At 54.5% G+C, this 16,052-nt stretch carries 16 protein-coding genes; 12 read left to right on the top strand and 4 right to left on the bottom strand.

The genetic code is table 11. The features are described 5' to 3' along the window. Nucleotide 1: 1 nt before the first annotated feature. The 11 genes from NNN71_RS14320 to NNN71_RS14270 all read left to right on the top strand — a co-directional run bounded on the left by NNN71_RS14320 (nt 2) and on the right by NNN71_RS14270 (nt 12,225). Nucleotides 2–199, top strand: coding sequence for a DUF2065 domain-containing protein (locus NNN71_RS14320; protein ID WP_064546860.1), 198 nt, complete (start codon nt 2–4; stop codon nt 197–199). A gap of 102 nt (nt 200–301) precedes the next feature. Further along, nucleotides 302–1,600 (top strand): adenylosuccinate synthase, encoded by a 1,299-nt coding sequence (locus tag NNN71_RS14315; RefSeq protein WP_163445863.1) that lies wholly within the window; start codon nt 302–304, stop codon nt 1,598–1,600. 228 nt (nt 1,601–1,828) lie between these two features. Continuing rightward, the gene (gene nsrR, locus NNN71_RS14310) at nt 1,829–2,254 is read left to right on the top strand and encodes a nitric oxide-sensing transcriptional repressor NsrR (protein ID WP_064546863.1); all 426 of its coding nucleotides are present in this window, start codon (nt 1,829–1,831) and stop codon (nt 2,252–2,254) included. 38 nt (nt 2,255–2,292) lie between these two features. Beyond that, on the top strand, nt 2,293–4,749 hold the full coding sequence (rnr, locus tag NNN71_RS14305) for a ribonuclease R (protein WP_167577061.1): 2,457 nt from the start codon (nt 2,293–2,295) through the stop codon (nt 4,747–4,749). A gap of 75 nt (nt 4,750–4,824) precedes the next feature. Then, nucleotides 4,825–5,712 (top strand): helix-turn-helix transcriptional regulator, encoded by an 888-nt coding sequence (locus tag NNN71_RS14300; RefSeq protein WP_271458764.1) that lies wholly within the window; start codon nt 4,825–4,827, stop codon nt 5,710–5,712. A gap of 78 nt (nt 5,713–5,790) precedes the next feature. Continuing rightward, nucleotides 5,791–6,864 carry a Gfo/Idh/MocA family protein gene (locus NNN71_RS14295; protein ID WP_167577059.1) on the top strand — a complete coding sequence of 358 codons (1,074 nt, stop codon included), beginning with the start codon at nt 5,791–5,793 and terminating at the stop codon, nt 6,862–6,864. 13 nt (nt 6,865–6,877) lie between these two features. Continuing rightward, nucleotides 6,878–7,606 carry a ThuA domain-containing protein gene (locus NNN71_RS14290; RefSeq protein ID WP_271458763.1) on the top strand — a complete coding sequence of 243 codons (729 nt, stop codon included), beginning with the start codon at nt 6,878–6,880 and terminating at the stop codon, nt 7,604–7,606. Continuing rightward, nucleotides 7,603–8,571, top strand: a complete 969-nt coding sequence (locus NNN71_RS14285) for a sugar phosphate isomerase/epimerase family protein (RefSeq protein ID WP_167577057.1) — start codon at nt 7,603–7,605, stop codon at nt 8,569–8,571. Before NNN71_RS14290 ends, NNN71_RS14285 begins: the two co-directional genes overlap by 4 nt. A gap of 2 nt (nt 8,572–8,573) precedes the next feature. Next, complete coding sequence (locus tag NNN71_RS14280) at nt 8,574–9,641, top strand: Gfo/Idh/MocA family protein (RefSeq protein WP_167577056.1); 1,068 nt, start codon at nt 8,574–8,576, stop codon at nt 9,639–9,641. A 128-nt stretch (nt 9,642–9,769) separates the two neighbouring features. After that, a complete protein-coding gene (gene rlmB / locus NNN71_RS14275) occupies nt 9,770–10,501 on the top strand; it encodes a 23S rRNA (guanosine(2251)-2'-O)-methyltransferase RlmB (RefSeq protein ID WP_163445856.1) in 732 nt (243 codons plus the stop codon). A 110-nt stretch (nt 10,502–10,611) separates the two neighbouring features. Then, nucleotides 10,612–12,225, top strand: coding sequence for an isovaleryl-CoA dehydrogenase (locus NNN71_RS14270; protein ID WP_271458762.1), 1,614 nt, complete (start codon nt 10,612–10,614; stop codon nt 12,223–12,225). 57 nt (nt 12,226–12,282) lie between these two features. Here NNN71_RS14270 and yjfN read toward each other — a convergent pair whose 3' ends face one another. Together yjfN and bsmA are read right to left on the bottom strand one after the other, a co-directional pair. Beyond that, entirely contained in the window at nt 12,283–12,570 is a 288-nt protein-coding gene (yjfN, locus tag NNN71_RS14265; protein WP_074398809.1) for a DUF1471 family protease activator YjfN, read from the bottom strand. Nucleotides 12,571–12,686: 116 nt separating this feature from the next. Continuing rightward, nucleotides 12,687–12,995 (bottom strand): biofilm peroxide resistance protein BsmA, encoded by a 309-nt coding sequence (gene bsmA / locus NNN71_RS14260; protein WP_271458761.1) that lies wholly within the window; start codon nt 12,993–12,995, stop codon nt 12,687–12,689. A gap of 205 nt (nt 12,996–13,200) precedes the next feature. On the opposite strand from bsmA, the gene yjfP reads away from it, so the two are divergent. Continuing rightward, the gene (gene yjfP / locus NNN71_RS14255; RefSeq protein WP_163445852.1) at nt 13,201–13,929 is read left to right on the top strand and encodes an esterase; all 729 of its coding nucleotides are present in this window, start codon (nt 13,201–13,203) and stop codon (nt 13,927–13,929) included. Here yjfP and ulaR read toward each other — a convergent pair. Continuing rightward, the gene (ulaR, locus tag NNN71_RS14250) at nt 13,926–14,681 is read right to left on the bottom strand and encodes an HTH-type transcriptional regulator UlaR (protein WP_167577052.1); all 756 of its coding nucleotides are present in this window, start codon (nt 14,679–14,681) and stop codon (nt 13,926–13,928) included. The genes yjfP and ulaR overlap by 4 nt on opposite strands. A 149-nt stretch (nt 14,682–14,830) precedes the next feature. Further along, the gene (ulaG, locus tag NNN71_RS14245; RefSeq protein ID WP_249023376.1) at nt 14,831–15,895 is read right to left on the bottom strand and encodes an L-ascorbate 6-phosphate lactonase; all 1,065 of its coding nucleotides are present in this window, start codon (nt 15,893–15,895) and stop codon (nt 14,831–14,833) included. Between the last annotated feature and the right edge of the window lie 157 nt (nt 15,896–16,052).

Here is a 16,052-nt window from a genome sequence, read left to right as displayed (position 1 = left end):
AATGAATTCCACAATCTGGCTGGCCCTTGCGCTGGTGTTAGTTCTCGAGGGCCTCGGTCCGATGCTCTATCCGAAAGCATGGCGTAAGATGATTTCTACGATGACACAATTACCGGATACGATGTTACGTCGATTTGGCGGCGGTCTTGTGGTTGCTGGCGTAGTGATCTACTACATGTTGACGAAAACGATTGGCTGATTAAAAAGCCAGCGCCAAAGTGCCATTTTGTGGTGAAAAAGTGCTGTATATCTGAAAAAGCGATGGTAGAATCCATTTTTAAGCAATGGGTGATTTTGAAAAATGGGTAACAACGTCGTCGTACTGGGCACCCAATGGGGTGACGAAGGTAAAGGGAAGATCGTCGATCTTCTGACTGAGCGTGCAAAATATGTTGTTCGCTATCAGGGTGGCCACAACGCAGGCCATACTCTCGTAATCAACGGTGAAAAAACCGTCCTCCATCTTATTCCATCAGGTATTCTCCGCGAGAATGTAACCAGCATCATCGGTAACGGTGTTGTGCTGTCTCCGGCTGCGCTGATGAAAGAGATGAAAGGCCTGGAAGACCGTGGTATCCCGGTTCGCGAACGTCTGCTGCTTTCCGAAGCATGCCCGTTAATCCTCGACTATCACGTCGCACTGGATAACGCTCGCGAAAAAGCGCGTGGCTCCAAAGCTATCGGTACGACCGGTCGTGGTATCGGCCCGGCTTACGAAGATAAAGTGGCTCGTCGCGGTCTGCGCGTGGGCGATCTCTTCGATAAAGCGACTTTCGCCGACAAACTGAAAGAAGTGATGGAATATCACAACTTCCAGCTGGTGAACTTCTATAAAGTTGACGCAGTTGACTACCAGAAAGTACTGGACGACGTGATGGCGGTTGCCGACATCCTGACCAGCATGGTGGTTGACGTTTCTGACCTGCTGGACCAGGCGCGTAAACGCGGTGACTTCGTGATGTTCGAAGGTGCGCAGGGTACGCTGCTGGATATCGACCACGGTACCTATCCGTACGTAACCTCTTCCAACACCACCGCAGGTGGCGTAGCAACCGGTTCTGGCCTTGGCCCGCGCTATGTTGACTACGTACTGGGTATCATCAAAGCGTACTCCACTCGCGTGGGTGCTGGTCCGTTCCCGACCGAACTGTTTGATGAAACCGGTGAGTTCCTGTGCAAGCAGGGTAACGAATTCGGCGCTACCACCGGCCGTCGTCGTCGTACCGGCTGGCTGGACGCGGTTGCCGTACGTCGTGCTGTGCAGATCAACTCGCTGTCTGGCTTCTGCCTGACCAAGCTGGATGTTCTGGACGGCCTGAAAGAAGTGAAGATCTGCGTGGGCTACCGCATGCCGGATGGCCGCGAAGTGACCACCACCCCGCTGGCGGCGGATGATTGGGAAGGTATCGAGCCAATCTACGAAACCATGCCGGGCTGGTCTGAAACCACCTTTGGTGTGAAGGAACGTAGTGGCCTGCCACAGGCAGCGCTGAACTACATCAAGCGTATTGAAGAACTGACCGGCGTGCCGATTGATATTATTTCAACTGGCCCAGACCGTACTGAAACCATGATTCTGCGCGACCCGTTCGACGCGTAATTTTGGTTCATGGTGCAGCGCCTGATGGCGCTGCGCTTATCAGGCCTACTCGCTTTGTAGGCCGGATAAGACGCGAAGCGTCGTCATCCGGCTTAATCGTGCGTTAAACCCTCGCTTTTTTCCTTCCCGAAAGAAATAAATTAGCGGCTCACAGGCTGGCTGGTTTATCATCAATATAATTAATATCAACAGGCTCATCCTGTTTTTCCCCTTTTCCCTGAGGTTGATGTGCAGTTAACAAGTTTTACCGATTATGGACTACGCGCGCTGATTTACATGGCATCGCTGCCGGAAGGCAATATGACCAGCATCTCGGAGGTAACCGAGGTCTACGGCGTGTCGCGTAACCATATGGTTAAAATTATCAATCAGCTGAGCCGCGCCGGGTACGTGACGGCGGTGCGCGGGAAAAATGGCGGTATCCGACTGGGTAAACCGGCTAAGGATATTCGCGTGGGGGACGTGGTGCGCGAACTCGAACCACTGTCGTTGGTGAACTGCAGTAGCGAGTTTTGCCACATTACGCCTGCCTGCCGTTTGAAACAGGCGTTATCTCAAGCCGTGCAAAGTTTTCTCAAGGAGCTGGATAACTACACACTGGCCGATTTGGTTGAACACAATCAACCGCTATACAAATTATTGCTGGTGGAGTGACGAATATCTTCACCAGAGATGACAACGGAGGAACCGAGATGTCACAAGATCCTTTCCAGCAACGCGAAGCTGAAAAATACGCTAATCCTATCCCTAGCCGGGAATTTATCCTCGAACATTTAACAAAACGTGAAAAACCGGCTAATCGTGAAGAACTGGCCGCTGAGCTGAATATTGAAGGCGAAGAGCAAATCGAAGCGCTTCGCCGCCGCCTGCGCGCGATGGAGCGTGACGGGCAACTGGTCTTCACTCGCCGCCAGTGCTACGCGCTGCCGGAACGTCTGGACCTGCTAAAAGGCATGGTTATCGGCCATCGCGATGGTTATGGCTTCCTGCGCGTCGAAGGGCGCAAGGATGACCTGTACCTGTCGAGTGAGCAGATGAAGATGTGCATGCACGGCGATGAAGTTCTGGCGCAGCCGCTAGGTGCCGACCGTAAAGGTCGTCGCGAAGCGCGCATCGTTCGCGTGCTGGTGCCGCGTAACGCACAGATTGTTGGCCGCTACTTTACCGACGCGGGCGTCGGCTTTGTGGTCCCGGACGACAGCCGTCTGAGCTTTGATATCCTTATCCCGCCAGAGTCGCTAATGGGCGCGCGTATGGGCTTTGTGGTGGTGGTCGAACTGACCCAGCGCCCAACCCGTCGTACCAAAGCGATCGGCAAAATCGTCGAAGTGCTTGGCGATAACATGGGGACCGGCGTGGCCGTTGAAATGGCGCTGCGCACCCATGAAATTCCTTATGTCTGGCCGCCAGCGGTAGAAGCGCAGGTAGCTGGATTAAAAGAAGAAGTGCCGGAAGAGGCCAAAATTGGCCGCGTTGATCTGCGCGATTTACCGCTGGTCACCATCGATGGCGAAGACGCCCGCGACTTTGATGATGCGGTCTACTGTGAGAAAAAACGCGGCGGCGGCTGGCGTTTGTGGGTCGCGATTGCTGACGTAAGCTACTACGTTCGACCTCCGACACCGCTGGACAACGAGGCCCGCAGTCGCGGGACGTCCGTTTACTTCCCCACGCAGGTCGTCCCGATGCTGCCGGAAGTGCTCTCCAACGGCCTGTGTTCGCTGAACCCGCAGGTTGACCGTTTATGTATGGTCTGTGAAATGACCGTCTCAAACAAAGGGCGTTTAACCGGCTTTAAATTCTATGAAGCGGTGATGAGCTCGCATGCGCGTCTGACTTATACCAAAGTCTGGCATATGCTGCAGGGCGATCAGGAACTGCGCGAACAGTACGCGCCGCTGGTCAAACACATTGAAGAGCTGCATAACCTCTATAAAGTGCTGGATCAGGCGCGTGCCGAACGCGGCGGGATCTCGTTTGAAAGCGAAGAAGCGAAGTTTATCTTCAACGCCGATCGTCGTATCGAGCGTATTGAACAGACCCAGCGTAACGACGCGCACAAGCTGATTGAAGAGTGCATGATCCTGGCCAACATCTCGGCGGCGCGTTTCGTTGAGAAAGCCAAAGAGCCTGCGCTGTTCCGTATTCACGACAAGCCAACGACTGAAGCGATCACCGCGTTCCGTTCCGTGCTGTCGGAACTGGGCCTGGAATTGCCGGGCGGCAACAAACCGGAGCCGCGCGACTACGCTGAGCTGCTGGAATCCGTTGCCGACAGACCGGATGCCGAAATGCTGCAAACCATGCTGCTGCGTTCGATGAAGCAGGCGATTTACGATCCGGAAAACCGCGGTCACTTCGGCCTGGCGCTGCAATCCTATGCGCACTTTACCTCACCGATTCGTCGTTATCCTGACCTGTCGCTGCACCGTGCCATCAAGTACCTGCTGGCGAAAGAGCAGGGGCATAAGGGCAATAGCACCGAGACCGGCGGCTACCACTATTCCATGGAAGAGATGCTGCAACTTGGCCAGCACTGTTCGATGACCGAACGCCGCGCTGATGAAGCGACTCGTGACGTTTCCGACTGGCTGAAATGCGACTTTATGCAGGATCAGGTGGGCAATGTCTTTAACGGCGTGATTGCCAGCGTCACCGGCTTTGGCTTCTTCGTCCGTCTGGATGAGCTGTTTATCGATGGCCTGGTGCATGTCTCCTCGCTCGATAACGACTACTATCGCTTTGACCAGGTTGGCCAGCGTCTGATCGGTGAATCCGGCGGCCAGACTTATCGCCTTGGCGACCGTGTAGAAGTTCGCGTCGAAGCGGTGAATATGGACGAGCGCAAAATCGACTTCTCGCTGATCTCCAGCGAGCGCGGCCCGCGCAACGTTGGTAAAACCGCACGCGAAAAATCGAAGAAAGAAGCCGGTGGCAAACCGGGCGGTAAACGCCGTCAGGTTGGCAAGCGCGTGAACTTCGAACCGGACAGCGCCTTCCGCGGCGAGAAGAAAGGTAAGGCGAAAGCGAAACCTGCTTCCAGCGAAAAGGGGGCGGCGAAGAAGGCCAAAAAGCCTTCGGCGAAGACGCAGAAGATAGCTGCCGCCACTAAAGCGAAGCGGGCGGCGAAGAAGAAAATAGCAGAGTAATGCTTTCAATACCCCTCTCCTTTGGTGAGGGGTATTTTATTAGCGAGCAGTAAGTAAGGATACGTCAGGGAGACAATGACAGTGAGTCACTACCTTGAGATACCCCATCTTGCGCGTGAGTTTCCGTTTCGGCGCTTTGTCCATAAAGGTGAAGTACTGGCTTATCCCCACTGGCATAAAATGGTGGAGATAATCTATGTCACCCGCGGTGTGCTTCATCTTGGCGTCAACGATATTCCGATCGTGATGCGTGCAGGCGAGATTCAGTTTATCAATGCCGGAGACACGCATTACTTTCTGGCATCACCCAATAGCGAGAGAATTGTTGTCCAGTTTGACGCCTTTCTTTTTCATGGTGATGAAGCCCTGCAACTCGACGGCCAGCCAGGTCTGCGACATCGGTTATCAACAATGTGTACCCACAGCCAGCAATGGCCATCCGCGACAACGTTGGCGATGCAGAATCTACTGCTGGCGATTAATCGGGAGGATGAAGAACGGACCGTTGGCTACAAGTATGTGATTAAGGCCCGGCTGTTGGAGATGATTGCTTTGATTTATCGGGAGGTGCCGATAAGCCAGCATCACCCAGCGCGCCCCCTGAATGCCACAGCGGCCTTTAAATCAGAAAAGACTCTGGCCCGGCTGGATCGCATATTCTCCTATGTTGAACATCATTATCATGAATCTCTAACTTTGGATGATATAGCCAAATTTATGGGATTTAACGTCTGCTATTTTACCCGTTTCTTTAAAAACAATACCGGTACCACATTTATTCGTTTTTTACATAATTACCGCCTGAATAGAGCCAAGTGGTTGTTACTCAATGAAGATCTTTCTATCTCGGAAGTGGCGGAACGCGTTGGTTTTACTAGCGTAAAAAATTTTCATCACGTTTTTAAACAGGATACAGGTGTCGCGCCGCGCCAATATAAAAAGTCAATATCCGGGATAAAATGAGCTAAAAGCCGGGACGAATTAGTCTCCGTTGTTTTGTACCATGTTAGTGTACATAAATTAAACGGAGGTTACCGGAGTATGATCCGAATCGGTATTATTGGCTGCGGCGGTATTGCAAATGGTAAACATCTTCCCTCGCTCGCCCAGCTTCCCGATGTTGAAATCGTAGCGTTTTGTGATATTGAAATTGAACGCGCGCAGAAAGCCCAACAAGAATATGGCGCGGAGGGCGCTCAGGTCTATATTGACTATCGTGAACTGCTGGCCGATAAAAATATTGATGTTATTCATGTCTGCACGCCAAATATTTCGCATTCATCTATTTCTATTGCCGCACTGGAAGCCGGTAAGCACGTGATGTGCGAAAAGCCGATGGCAAAAACCGCGGCCGAAGCTCAGGCAATGGTGGATGCGGCGTTGCGTACCGGAAAAAAGCTAACCGTGGGCTACCAGAACCGCTTTCGTAAAGACTCCCGTTATTTGCATCGGGTATGCGAAAACGGTGAACTGGGAGAGATTTACTACGCGAAAGCCAAAGCTATTCGCCGCCGCGCGGTACCCACATGGGGCGTTTTTCTGGACGAAGAAGCGCAGGGCGGCGGCCCGCTGATTGATATTGGCACCCATGCGTTGGACCTGACGCTGTGGATGATGAACAATTACCGGCCCAAATATGTCGTGGGCAATACCTACCATAAATTGTCCTCAATGAAAGATGCCGCTAATGCCTGGGGGCCCTGGGATCCGCAGAAGTTCACCGTCGAAGACTCGGCGTTCGGTTTTATCACCATGGAAGACGGTGCGACGATCGTTCTGGAGTCGAGTTGGGCGCTTAATACGTTGGATACCGGTGAAGCAAAAACCTCACTTTCAGGCACCAGAGGGGGGGCGGATATGCAGGACGGTTTACGGATTAATGGCGAAGCCTATGGCGCGACGTTTGAAAAACAGATTCAACTGGGTAGCGATGGCGTTGACTTTTACGATGCCGCCGATGATGACCCCGCGTTGTTGGAGGCCCAGGCCTGGATTGACGCCGTACGTCACGACAGCCCGTTAGTGGTGACGCCGCAGCAGGCGCTGGTGGTGACGCAAATTCTCGAAGCCATCTACCAATCTGCCGAAACGGGGCAGCCGGTCTATTTTTCGTAGAGGGGATGATCTAATGACTCGCGTTACGGTCTGGAATGAGTATCGTCATGAGCAGCAGGACCCGGCGATTGCCGCCGTTTACCCGCAAGGTATCCACGGGCAAATCGCCTCTTTTTTGCAGACGGCGGGGTTTACGACCCGAACGGCAACGCTGGATGAGCCCGAACATGGTTTAACCGACGCGGTGCTGAATGAGACGGATGTTTTAATCTGGTGGGGGCATATTGCCCATAATGAAGTCGACGATAGCGTCGTGGCACGTATTCAGCAACGGGTGCTGAAAGGAATGGGGTTGATTGTCCTGCACTCCGGGCATATGTCAAAAATATTCATGAGACTCATGGGAACCAGCTGCGACCTGAAATGGCGTGAAGCCGATGAACAGGAGCGTATTTTTGTTATTGATCCCACGCATGATATTGTAAAAGGAATTCCTGAAAGCTTCGTGCTCGAAAAAGAAGAAATGTACGGTGAACATTTTGATATTCCTGTCCCGGATGAAACGCTGCTTTTAAGCTGGTTTGAGGGCGGGAACGTTTTTCGCAGTGGTATTACCTATAAGCGCGGTAACGGGCGAATATTTTATTTTCAGCCCGGCCATGAAAGCTATCCTACCTATTACAACACGCATATCCAGAAAATTATCTGTAATGGCGTGGAATATTGTGCGCCACGCGGTAACTGCTATCCCGTGTATGGTAAAGATAAAAACGACTACCCGATTTCAGGAGCGGAAAAATGAAACTTGGTGTATTTACTCCATTATTTGCCGACCTCTCTCTGGATGAAATGTTGGATAAAGTCCAGCAAGCGGGACTGGATGCTGTGGAGGTGGGCACCGGCGGCTGCCCGGGAAACCACCACTGTCCTATTGATGAGCTATTAGCCAGCGAAACCAGCCGGGCAGCGTATTTAGCAAAATTCCAATCCCGGGGAATCATTATCAGCGCCTTGAGCTGTCACGATAATCCTATTTCGCCGGTAAAAGCTGAGCGCGAAGCGGCCGATGCCCTGTTACGCAAAACGATTAAGCTGGCGTCGCTGCTGGGCGTGCCGGTAGTGAATACATTTTCCGGAACAGCAGGAAGCGATGAGCATGCAACGGCGCCCAACTGGCCGGTAGTGGCCTGGCCGACGGTGTACAGCGATATTAAGACCTGGCAATGGGAAAACAGGCTTATCCCCTACTGGCGGGAAATTGGCCTTCTGGCGCAGGCGCATCAGGTGAAAATTGGCATTGAGTTGCATGGCGGTTTTCTGTGCCACACGCCGTATACCCTACTGAAACTGCGTGAAGCAACCTGCGACGCTATTGGCGCCAACCTCGACCCTAGTCATCTGTGGTGGCAGGGTATCGATCCGGTCGCGGCCATTAAGATCCTGGGTGAAAAGGGGGCGATTCATCACTTCCATGCCAAAGATACCTGGTTGGATCAGGACAATATCAACATGTATGGCCTGACTGATATGCAGCCCTACGGCGATGTCCGCACGCGCGCGTGGAATTTCCGCACGGTGGGTTATGGTCACAGCATCCAGCAATGGGCGGATATCATGAGCGCGCTGCGCACATGGGGTTATGACTACGTGGTCAGCATTGAGCATGAAGACCCGTTGATGTCGGTGGAGGAAGGGTTTGCGCGGGCGGTCACTCATCTGCAATCGATATTGATTCGTGAACAGCCGTTGAATATGTGGTGGGTATAGCGATGGACGGTAACTTTCTACAGATGGCGATTGTCGGCTATGGCGGTATGGGGGCGTATCACGTCAATCTGGCGCATGCCAGCGAACGGATACGGGTAAAAGGCGCGTTTGATATTAACGCTTCCCGTCTGCGATTGGCTCTATCACATGGCCTGGTCGCGTATCCGAGTTTTGATGCGCTGCTTGATGATAAAGATGTCGCGTTGGTGCTGATTGCCACACCTAACGACGTGCACAAAGCGCTGGCCATTCGAGCGCTGGAAGCCGGTAAGCATGTGATATGCGAAAAGCCCGTGACCCTGACGACATTGGAGTTCCAGGAGGTGCTGGCCGTTGCGGAAAAAGTCGGACGTGTTTTTATGGTGCATCAGAACCGACGCTGGGACGATGACTACCTGATCGTCCGCCGCCTACAGCAGGACAAATCGATCGGCGAGATTTTTCATCTTGAATCTCGGGTGCAGGGCGCTAACGGCATTCCTGGAGACTGGCGGCACAGCCCGGCGCAGGGCGGAGGGATGGTGCTTGACTGGGGTGTTCATTTGCTGGATCAGCTACTGCTACTGGACCGCAGCGAGATTAACCGGGTTTACGCTTCACTTAGCTACGCGCTGGGTCATGAGGTTGACGATGGTTTTACCGCGCATATTACCTTTACCAGCGGTCTGACCGCGCATATTGAGGTCGGTACGACAAACTATATTAAGCTGCCGCGCTGGTATGTGAAGGGGACGGAGGGCACTGCGCTGATCGCCGATTGGGATCTCAGCGGATACGTGGTCGCGCCCGATAGACAGGCGGAGGTCACTGACCCTTTACCCATCCAGGCCGGCGTCGGTTTAACTAAAACCATGGCGCCGCCCAATGAGGATGCGGTAGTCACGTGGCCGTTGCCGAAACCGTTATCTCCGCGGGTTGGCTTCTACGACAATGTGGCGGAGGTTATCCTCGATGGTGCTGAACCGATGGTAAAAAACGCGGAAGTGCTGCGGGTGATGAACCTGATGGCGGCAATCTTTACCTCCTGGCATGAGCGGCGGGCGGTCGAAAACATCGATCGCTTAATCTGATTATCACCCAGACAGATCCTTCGCCCGCGGAGCATTCGCTCTGCGGGCGTTGTCGGTTATAATAGCCGTAACAACATGGGTATTGCCCATATAATCCGGCGCATTCCCGCCTCAAACGAGTACTTTTAATGAGTGAAATGATTTACGGTATCCATGCGGTGCAGGCACTGCTGGAGCGCGCACCTGAACGTTTTCAGGAAGTGTTTATTCTGAAAGGCCGCGACGATAAGCGCCTGATGCCGCTGATCCACGCGCTGGAAGCGCAGGGTGTGGTGATTCAGCTGGCGAACCGTCAGTACCTGGATGAGAAAAGCGAAGGTGCCGTGCACCAGGGCATCATCGCACGCGTGAAGCCGGGCCGTCAGTATCAGGAAAACGATCTGCCGGATCTGATCGCTTCACTCGACAGCCCGTTCCTGCTGATCCTCGACGGCGTGACCGACCCACATAACCTCGGTGCTTGCCTGCGTAGCGCCGATGCCGCTGGCGTGCACGCGGTTATCGTGCCGAAAGATCGCTCGGCACAGCTGAATGCAACGGCGAAAAAAGTGGCCTGCGGCGCCGCCGAAAGCGTACCGCTGATCCGCGTGACCAACCTGGCGCGCACCATGCGCATGCTGCAGGAAGAGAACGTATGGATTGTCGGCACTGCCGGTGAAGCGACCCACACGCTGTACCAGAGCAAAATGACCGGCGCGATGGCATTGGTGATGGGCGCGGAAGGCGAAGGTATGCGCCGTCTGACCCGTGAGCACTGCGACGAGCTGATCAGCATCCCGATGGCGGGGACTGTCTCTTCGCTGAACGTCTCCGTGGCGACGGGTATCTGTCTGTTCGAAGCGGTACGCCAGCGCAGCTAACGCGCAACCTCTACAGTTTGATCCTGGCCACCCTTTTGGGTGGCTTTTTATTGTGCATCGTCCCTGACCGTCCATAATTAATCTGTTGCCTATTGACGGAGGGAGACACAATGCACTGGCAAACTCACACCGTTTTCAATCAGCCTGTTCCCTTAAATAACAGTAACCTGTTCCTTTCTGATACCGCACTTTGCGACGCCATTACTCGCCACGGCGCCAGTTGGGATAGCGAGCTGCTGGCGAGTATCGGACAGCAGCTGGGTACCGCCGAGTCCTTAGAGTTAGGCAGGCTGGCGAACGCCCATCCCCCAGAGCTTTTACGCTATGACCCCCAGGGGCAGCGGTTGGACGACGTGCGTTTTCACCCGGCCTGGCATCTGTTGATGCAGGGGCTGTGCGCCAACCGTGTGCACAACCTTCCCTGGGAAGAAGACGCGCGCAGCGGCGCGTTTGTGGCTCGCGCCGCGCGCTTTATGCTGCATGCGCAGGTGGAAGCCGGCACGCTATGCCCGATTACCATGACTTTCGCCGCCACACCGCTATTACAACAAGCACTGCCGTCGCTGTTTGCCGACTGGCGCACGCCGTTGCTGAGCGACCGCTACGATCCGCATCAGCTGCCTGGTGTGCAAAAGCGGGGTCTGCTGATTGGCATGGGGATGACCGAAAAGCAGGGTGGTTCGGATGTGCTGAGTAACAGTACGCGTGCAGAGCGGCTGGAGGATGGCAGCTATCAGCTTACCGGACATAAATGGTTTTTCTCGGTACCTCAGAGCGATGCCCATCTGGTGCTGGCGCAGGCCAATGGCGGACTGACCTGCTTCTTTGTGCCGCGACTGCTGCCTGATGGCACGCGCAACGCCATTCGCCTTGAGCGATTGAAAGACAAGCTGGGCAACCGCGCGAATGCCAGCAGCGAAGCAGAGTTTCAGCAGGCGCTCGGCTGGGCGTTGGGCGAAGAAGGCGAGGGGATTCGGCAGATCCTCAAAATGGGCGGCCTGACGCGCTTTGACTGCGCGCTGGGCAGCCACAGTTTGATGCGCCGCGCCTTGTCGGTGGCGCTGTATCATGCCTTCCAGAGGCAAGCGTTCGGGCATAACCTGGTTGATCTGCCGCTGATGCGTCAGGTGCTGGGTAAGATGGCGCTCCAGCTCGAGGGGCAGACGGCGTTCCTGTTCCGCCTGGCCAACGCCTGGGAGCAGCCACACGACGCGCTGTGGGCGCGACTCTTCACGCCCGCCGCCAAGTTCGCCATCTGCAAAGCGGGCATTCCGTTCGTGGCTGAGGCGATGGAGGTGCTGGGTGGGATAGGCTACTGCGAAGAGAGCGAGCTACCACGCCTGTATCGCGAGATGCCGGTGAACAGCATCTGGGAAGGCTCCGGCAATATTATGTGTCTCGATGTGCTGCGCGTGCTGATGAAACAGCCGGATGCGCTTGCGCTGCTGGCGGCTGAGTGTGCGGAGGTGAAGGGCCTGGATCGCCATTTCGATCGCCACTGGCGTCAGCTTCAGCAGCGGCTACGCAAGCCGTCACAAGCTCAGGGCCGTGAGATTACCGGGCAACTCTATTTGCTGGGGGTAGGCGCGCAAATGCTGCGCTATGCATCTCCACCTGTGGCTCAGGCCTGGTGTCGGATGATGCTCGATCCGCGCGGCGGCGTGCTGCTGCCTGAACAGGTGATAAGCGAAGTATTACATCGGGCGACGGGCAGGGGAAGGTAGTACATGAAGGGGGGAAGAAGCGTGATAGATGAACGCTTCTTCCTTTAGCGGCTGGTCTCAGGCATAGATAATCGCCTGTGCACGCCAGTTATCTTGCTGGGGTTCTTCGTACATCTGAACAATACGATACCAGGAGGCACCCTGTTCATCTGCCTTACGGGCGATAACCTGTTCGACGTCTTCCAGACTTCCGGCGACATTGTTCACTGAAATCAGGCCGATCTCATTGAGCCCGGTGACACAATCAGCACTGGCGAACTCTGCCGATTGCGCCGCAGCAGCGTGCGTGCCGCCTGACAAAAGCAGGGTAGATAAGGTAAGTGATTGTTTCATCGTCAGCTCCATTTCATTTAACCCACCAGGGCAGTCCATAGCAGACGCATGTTCCGTACTCCGACAGAGGCGTCATTGTGCATCAAGGAAACGTGAAACGGTGCAAACCTACGTAAAGCTGCTCAAGGTTACTTACGGTAAAGGATTGCCTGCGAATACCACTGCCCGGGCACGACGGTATCGTCTATCATCACGATCACGTAGTAATCCGCTTTCTGCGCGGTGGCTTTCGCCCTGATGGTCTCTTCAACGTCCATCGGCGAGCCGTAGATCAGCGCGCTGACTGTACCCATGCGCTGCAAACCTTCCGTCTGGTTGCGACGAATCTCCTGCGGGTGGTCGGTTGCCGGAGGCGGCGCTTCAGGCGTGCCTTCCAACAGGGTACAACCGCTCAGCAAGAGCGCCAACAACAGTGGGATTAACCGTTTTATCGTCATTTCCCGTTTCCTGATAGCCATAGTGTAGTGGGGAAAAATTTCCCTTTTGGGTTAATGTTCCTGATTTGTTAACCATAGCGCTATTTTCGAATGAAAATAACCTGAAACCGTAACCGGGTTCTCAATGTTATCAATCAGGGGTATTGTCGTTACATTATTGAATCCATTTCGTCTGCTATATCAGCATAGCTAAAGGAGAGGCCCGATGATTGAACTGGAAACTCGCACATTAGCAGGGCAGCAAGTTCTGCATGCCTGGCCTAAAGGAGGCGCGGAAAAGGCGCTGCCGACTATCGTGTTTTATCACGGATTTACCTCTTCTAACCTGGTTTATAGCTATTTTGCCGTGGCGCTGGCGCAGGGCGGTTTTCGGGTGGTGATGCCCAATGCCGCGGAACACGGCGAGCGTTATAACGGCGACGGTGCCGAGCGATTGCAGCATTTCTGGCAGATTCTGCTACAGAATTTCACCGAGTTTCCGGCACTGCGCGACGCGCTACTGGCAAGCGGAATGGTGAGCGAAGGGCGGCTGGCGGTGGCAGGCGCATCGATGGGGGGCATGACCGCGCTGGGGTTGATGACGCATCATCCCGAACTGAAGTGTGTCGCCAGCCTGATGGGCTCGGGCTATTTCACCGGGCTTTCCGCTACGCTGTTTCCACCTCAGCCACAGCAGCGGGAACGCCTGATGGCTCCGCTGGCAAAATGGGACGTGGGCCATCAGCTGGCGCGCCTGTCCGACAGGCCACTGTTACTGTGGCACGGTGAAGAAGATGATGTGGTGCCAGCCGGAGAAACCTTCCGCCTGCAGCAGGCGTTGCGGGATGCCGGGCTGGATACGCATCTCACCTGCCTCTGGCAGGCGGGCGTTCGCCACCGTATTACGCCAGAGGCGCTGGACAGCACGGTGGCGTTTTTCCGCCAGCATCTTTAAACGCGGATCACCTGCACGCCTTGATCCTCCAGCTTTTTGAGGATCTCCGGGTCGGCCTGCTTGCCGGTGATGAGCAAATCTATCTCATCGGCGCGGCTGAACAGCATGCCTGCGCGCTCGCCAACCTTACTGCTGTCGACCAGCACCGCCAGTTTACCGACGACATTGAGCATTTTCTGTTCTGCCATCGCGGTAAGCATGTCGGTTTTGTACAACCCCTCCGCCGTTAGCCCTTTACCGCTGGTAAACATCCAGTGGCCGGCGTACAGGCTATTCTCGCTGCCCTGTGGGCTCAGCGTAATCGCGTGGCTGCGGTTGTACTGACCCCCCATGATGATTACGCTGTCGTGTTCTTTGTCGATCAGATAGTTCGCCAGCGGCAGATAGTTGGTGATGATCTGCACCGGTTTGCCGCAAATTTCCTGGCCGACCAGAAAGGCCGTTGAACCGCAGTTGATGACCACGCTCTCGCCGGGCATCACCAGTTGTGCGGCGGCTTTGGCGATGCGCACCTTTTCATCGTGGTTTTGCGCCTGGTGAATGTTCATTGGCGACCAGCGCGGGGCCTGCTGACTGATGGCTTCGGCACCGTTACGCACCTTCTTCAGCTTGCCGCTTTCATCCAGTTTGTTGATATCCCGGCGAGCCGTCGCGGGGGAAATCCCCAGACGGGAAATCACCTGCTCTACTGTAACAAAGCCCGCCTGTGCCAGCAGTTCCAGTAGAATCTGATGTCTTTGCGCTTCCGTCATGAGCTATTCCGAAAAAAAATGATGAGTAAAGATGATATTTGAAATATCAGCAAATTACTAAAACTATATACGCGGGGGAAGGGGAAAAGGTGGCGGAATTCCCCGGCATCGTTGTGCTCAGCCGAGCGTAGCGATGCCGGGAAGCCTGACTACAGGAACGATTTGAAAGGCAGATCCGGTTCAATCGTGAAGCAGTCGTCAAAACCGCGCGGATAATGGTATTCAAAGTTGTCTTTATCCAGCGGCCAGGTAAATTTGCCGCCCACTTGCCAGATAAAGGGTTTGAATCCGTACTTCAGGCGATCTTTTTTCATCTCCCACAGCACACGAATTTCCTGCGGATCGGCCTGGAAGTTTGACCAGATATCGTGGTGGAACGGAATCACAACTTTGGCGTTCAGCGCTTCCCCCATACGCAGGATATCGGCGCTGGTCATTTTGTCGGTAATCCCGCGCGGGTTCTCTCCATAAGAGCCCAGCGCCACGTCAATATGATGCTCGTTGCCGTGTTTCGCGTAGTAGTTGGAATAGTGGGAGTCGCCGCTGTGGTACAGGGTTCCGCCTGGGGTTTTGAACAGATAGTTCACTGCGCGCGCGTCCATACCGTCCGGCAGCACGCCGGCCGCTTTCTGGTCCGCCGGCAGCGTAATCAGCGCGGTACGGTCAAAGGCATCAAGCGCATGAATTTCAATGTCTTTAACTTTAACGATGTCGCCCGGTTTTACCACGATACAGCGTTCTTTCGGCACGCCCCAGCCTGTCCACAAGTCTACGCAGGTTTGCGGGCCGATAAACGGCACGTTATCGGCACAGTTCTGCATGACCGCGGCGGCAACGTTGACGTCGATATGATCGTTATGATCGTGTGTTGCCAGTACGGCATCGATCTGGCGAATAGCGAAAGGATCCAGCACGAAAGGCGTGGTGCGCAGGTTAGGCTGCAGCTTTTTCACCCCAGCCATGCGCTGCATCTGGTGGCCCTGCTTCATCAACGGGTTGCCATGGCTCTGTTTGCCGGTACCGCACCAGAAATCGACACAGACGTTGGCGCCCCCTTCTGATTTCAGCCAGATTCCAGTGCAGCCAAGCCACCACATCGCAAAGGTCCCCGGCGCGACCTGCTCTTGTTCAATCTCTTCATTTAGCCAGCTCCCCCACTCCGGGAAAGTGCTCAGGATCCAGGATTCTCGCGAAATGGTCTCTATTTTACTCATCATGTTTTCCTCTGAAATACGTCACAAGTAATCATTTGGTGATTTGTTGTGATTGATGTTCTCACCATTTTTTCACGAATGCAATGGGGGGATTTTGGTCTGATTCGCTGTTTTAGTCCATTTTGTAACGATTAATCAGCAATGGTTAGTCTATGTT

Source organism: Kluyvera sp. Awk 3 (assembly GCF_028069715.1).
GTDB lineage: Bacteria > Pseudomonadota > Gammaproteobacteria > Enterobacterales > Enterobacteriaceae > Kluyvera > Kluyvera georgiana_A.
This window is presented reverse-complemented; position numbering and strand designations above follow the sequence as displayed.

Bases quoted from the DNA above. Each gene is read 5' to 3' on its own strand.
- NNN71_RS14320 (WP_064546860.1), top strand. From the start codon at position 2: ATGAATTCCACAATCTGGCTGGCCCTTGCGCTGGTGTTAGTTCTCGAG.
- NNN71_RS14315 (WP_163445863.1), top strand. From the start codon at position 302: ATGGGTAACAACGTCGTCGTACTGGGCACCCAATGGGGTGACGAAGGT.
- rnr (WP_167577061.1), top strand. From the start codon at position 2,293: ATGTCACAAGATCCTTTCCAGCAACGCGAAGCTGAAAAATACGCTAAT.
- NNN71_RS14300 (WP_271458764.1), top strand. From the start codon at position 4,825: ATGACAGTGAGTCACTACCTTGAGATACCCCATCTTGCGCGTGAGTTT.
- NNN71_RS14295 (WP_167577059.1), top strand. From the start codon at position 5,791: ATGATCCGAATCGGTATTATTGGCTGCGGCGGTATTGCAAATGGTAAA.
- NNN71_RS14290 (WP_271458763.1), top strand. From the start codon at position 6,878: ATGACTCGCGTTACGGTCTGGAATGAGTATCGTCATGAGCAGCAGGAC.
- NNN71_RS14285 (WP_167577057.1), top strand. From the start codon at position 7,603: ATGAAACTTGGTGTATTTACTCCATTATTTGCCGACCTCTCTCTGGAT.
- NNN71_RS14280 (WP_167577056.1), top strand. From the start codon at position 8,574: ATGGACGGTAACTTTCTACAGATGGCGATTGTCGGCTATGGCGGTATG.
- rlmB (WP_163445856.1), top strand. From the start codon at position 9,770: ATGAGTGAAATGATTTACGGTATCCATGCGGTGCAGGCACTGCTGGAG.
- NNN71_RS14270 (WP_271458762.1), top strand. From the start codon at position 10,612: ATGCACTGGCAAACTCACACCGTTTTCAATCAGCCTGTTCCCTTAAAT.
- yjfN (WP_074398809.1), bottom strand. From the start codon at position 12,570: ATGGAGCTGACGATGAAACAATCACTTACCTTATCTACCCTGCTTTTG.
- bsmA (WP_271458761.1), bottom strand. From the start codon at position 12,995: ATGACGATAAAACGGTTAATCCCACTGTTGTTGGCGCTCTTGCTGAGC.
- yjfP (WP_163445852.1), top strand. From the start codon at position 13,201: ATGATTGAACTGGAAACTCGCACATTAGCAGGGCAGCAAGTTCTGCAT.
- ulaR (WP_167577052.1), bottom strand. From the start codon at position 14,681: ATGACGGAAGCGCAAAGACATCAGATTCTACTGGAACTGCTGGCACAG.
- ulaG (WP_249023376.1), bottom strand. From the start codon at position 15,895: ATGAGTAAAATAGAGACCATTTCGCGAGAATCCTGGATCCTGAGCACT.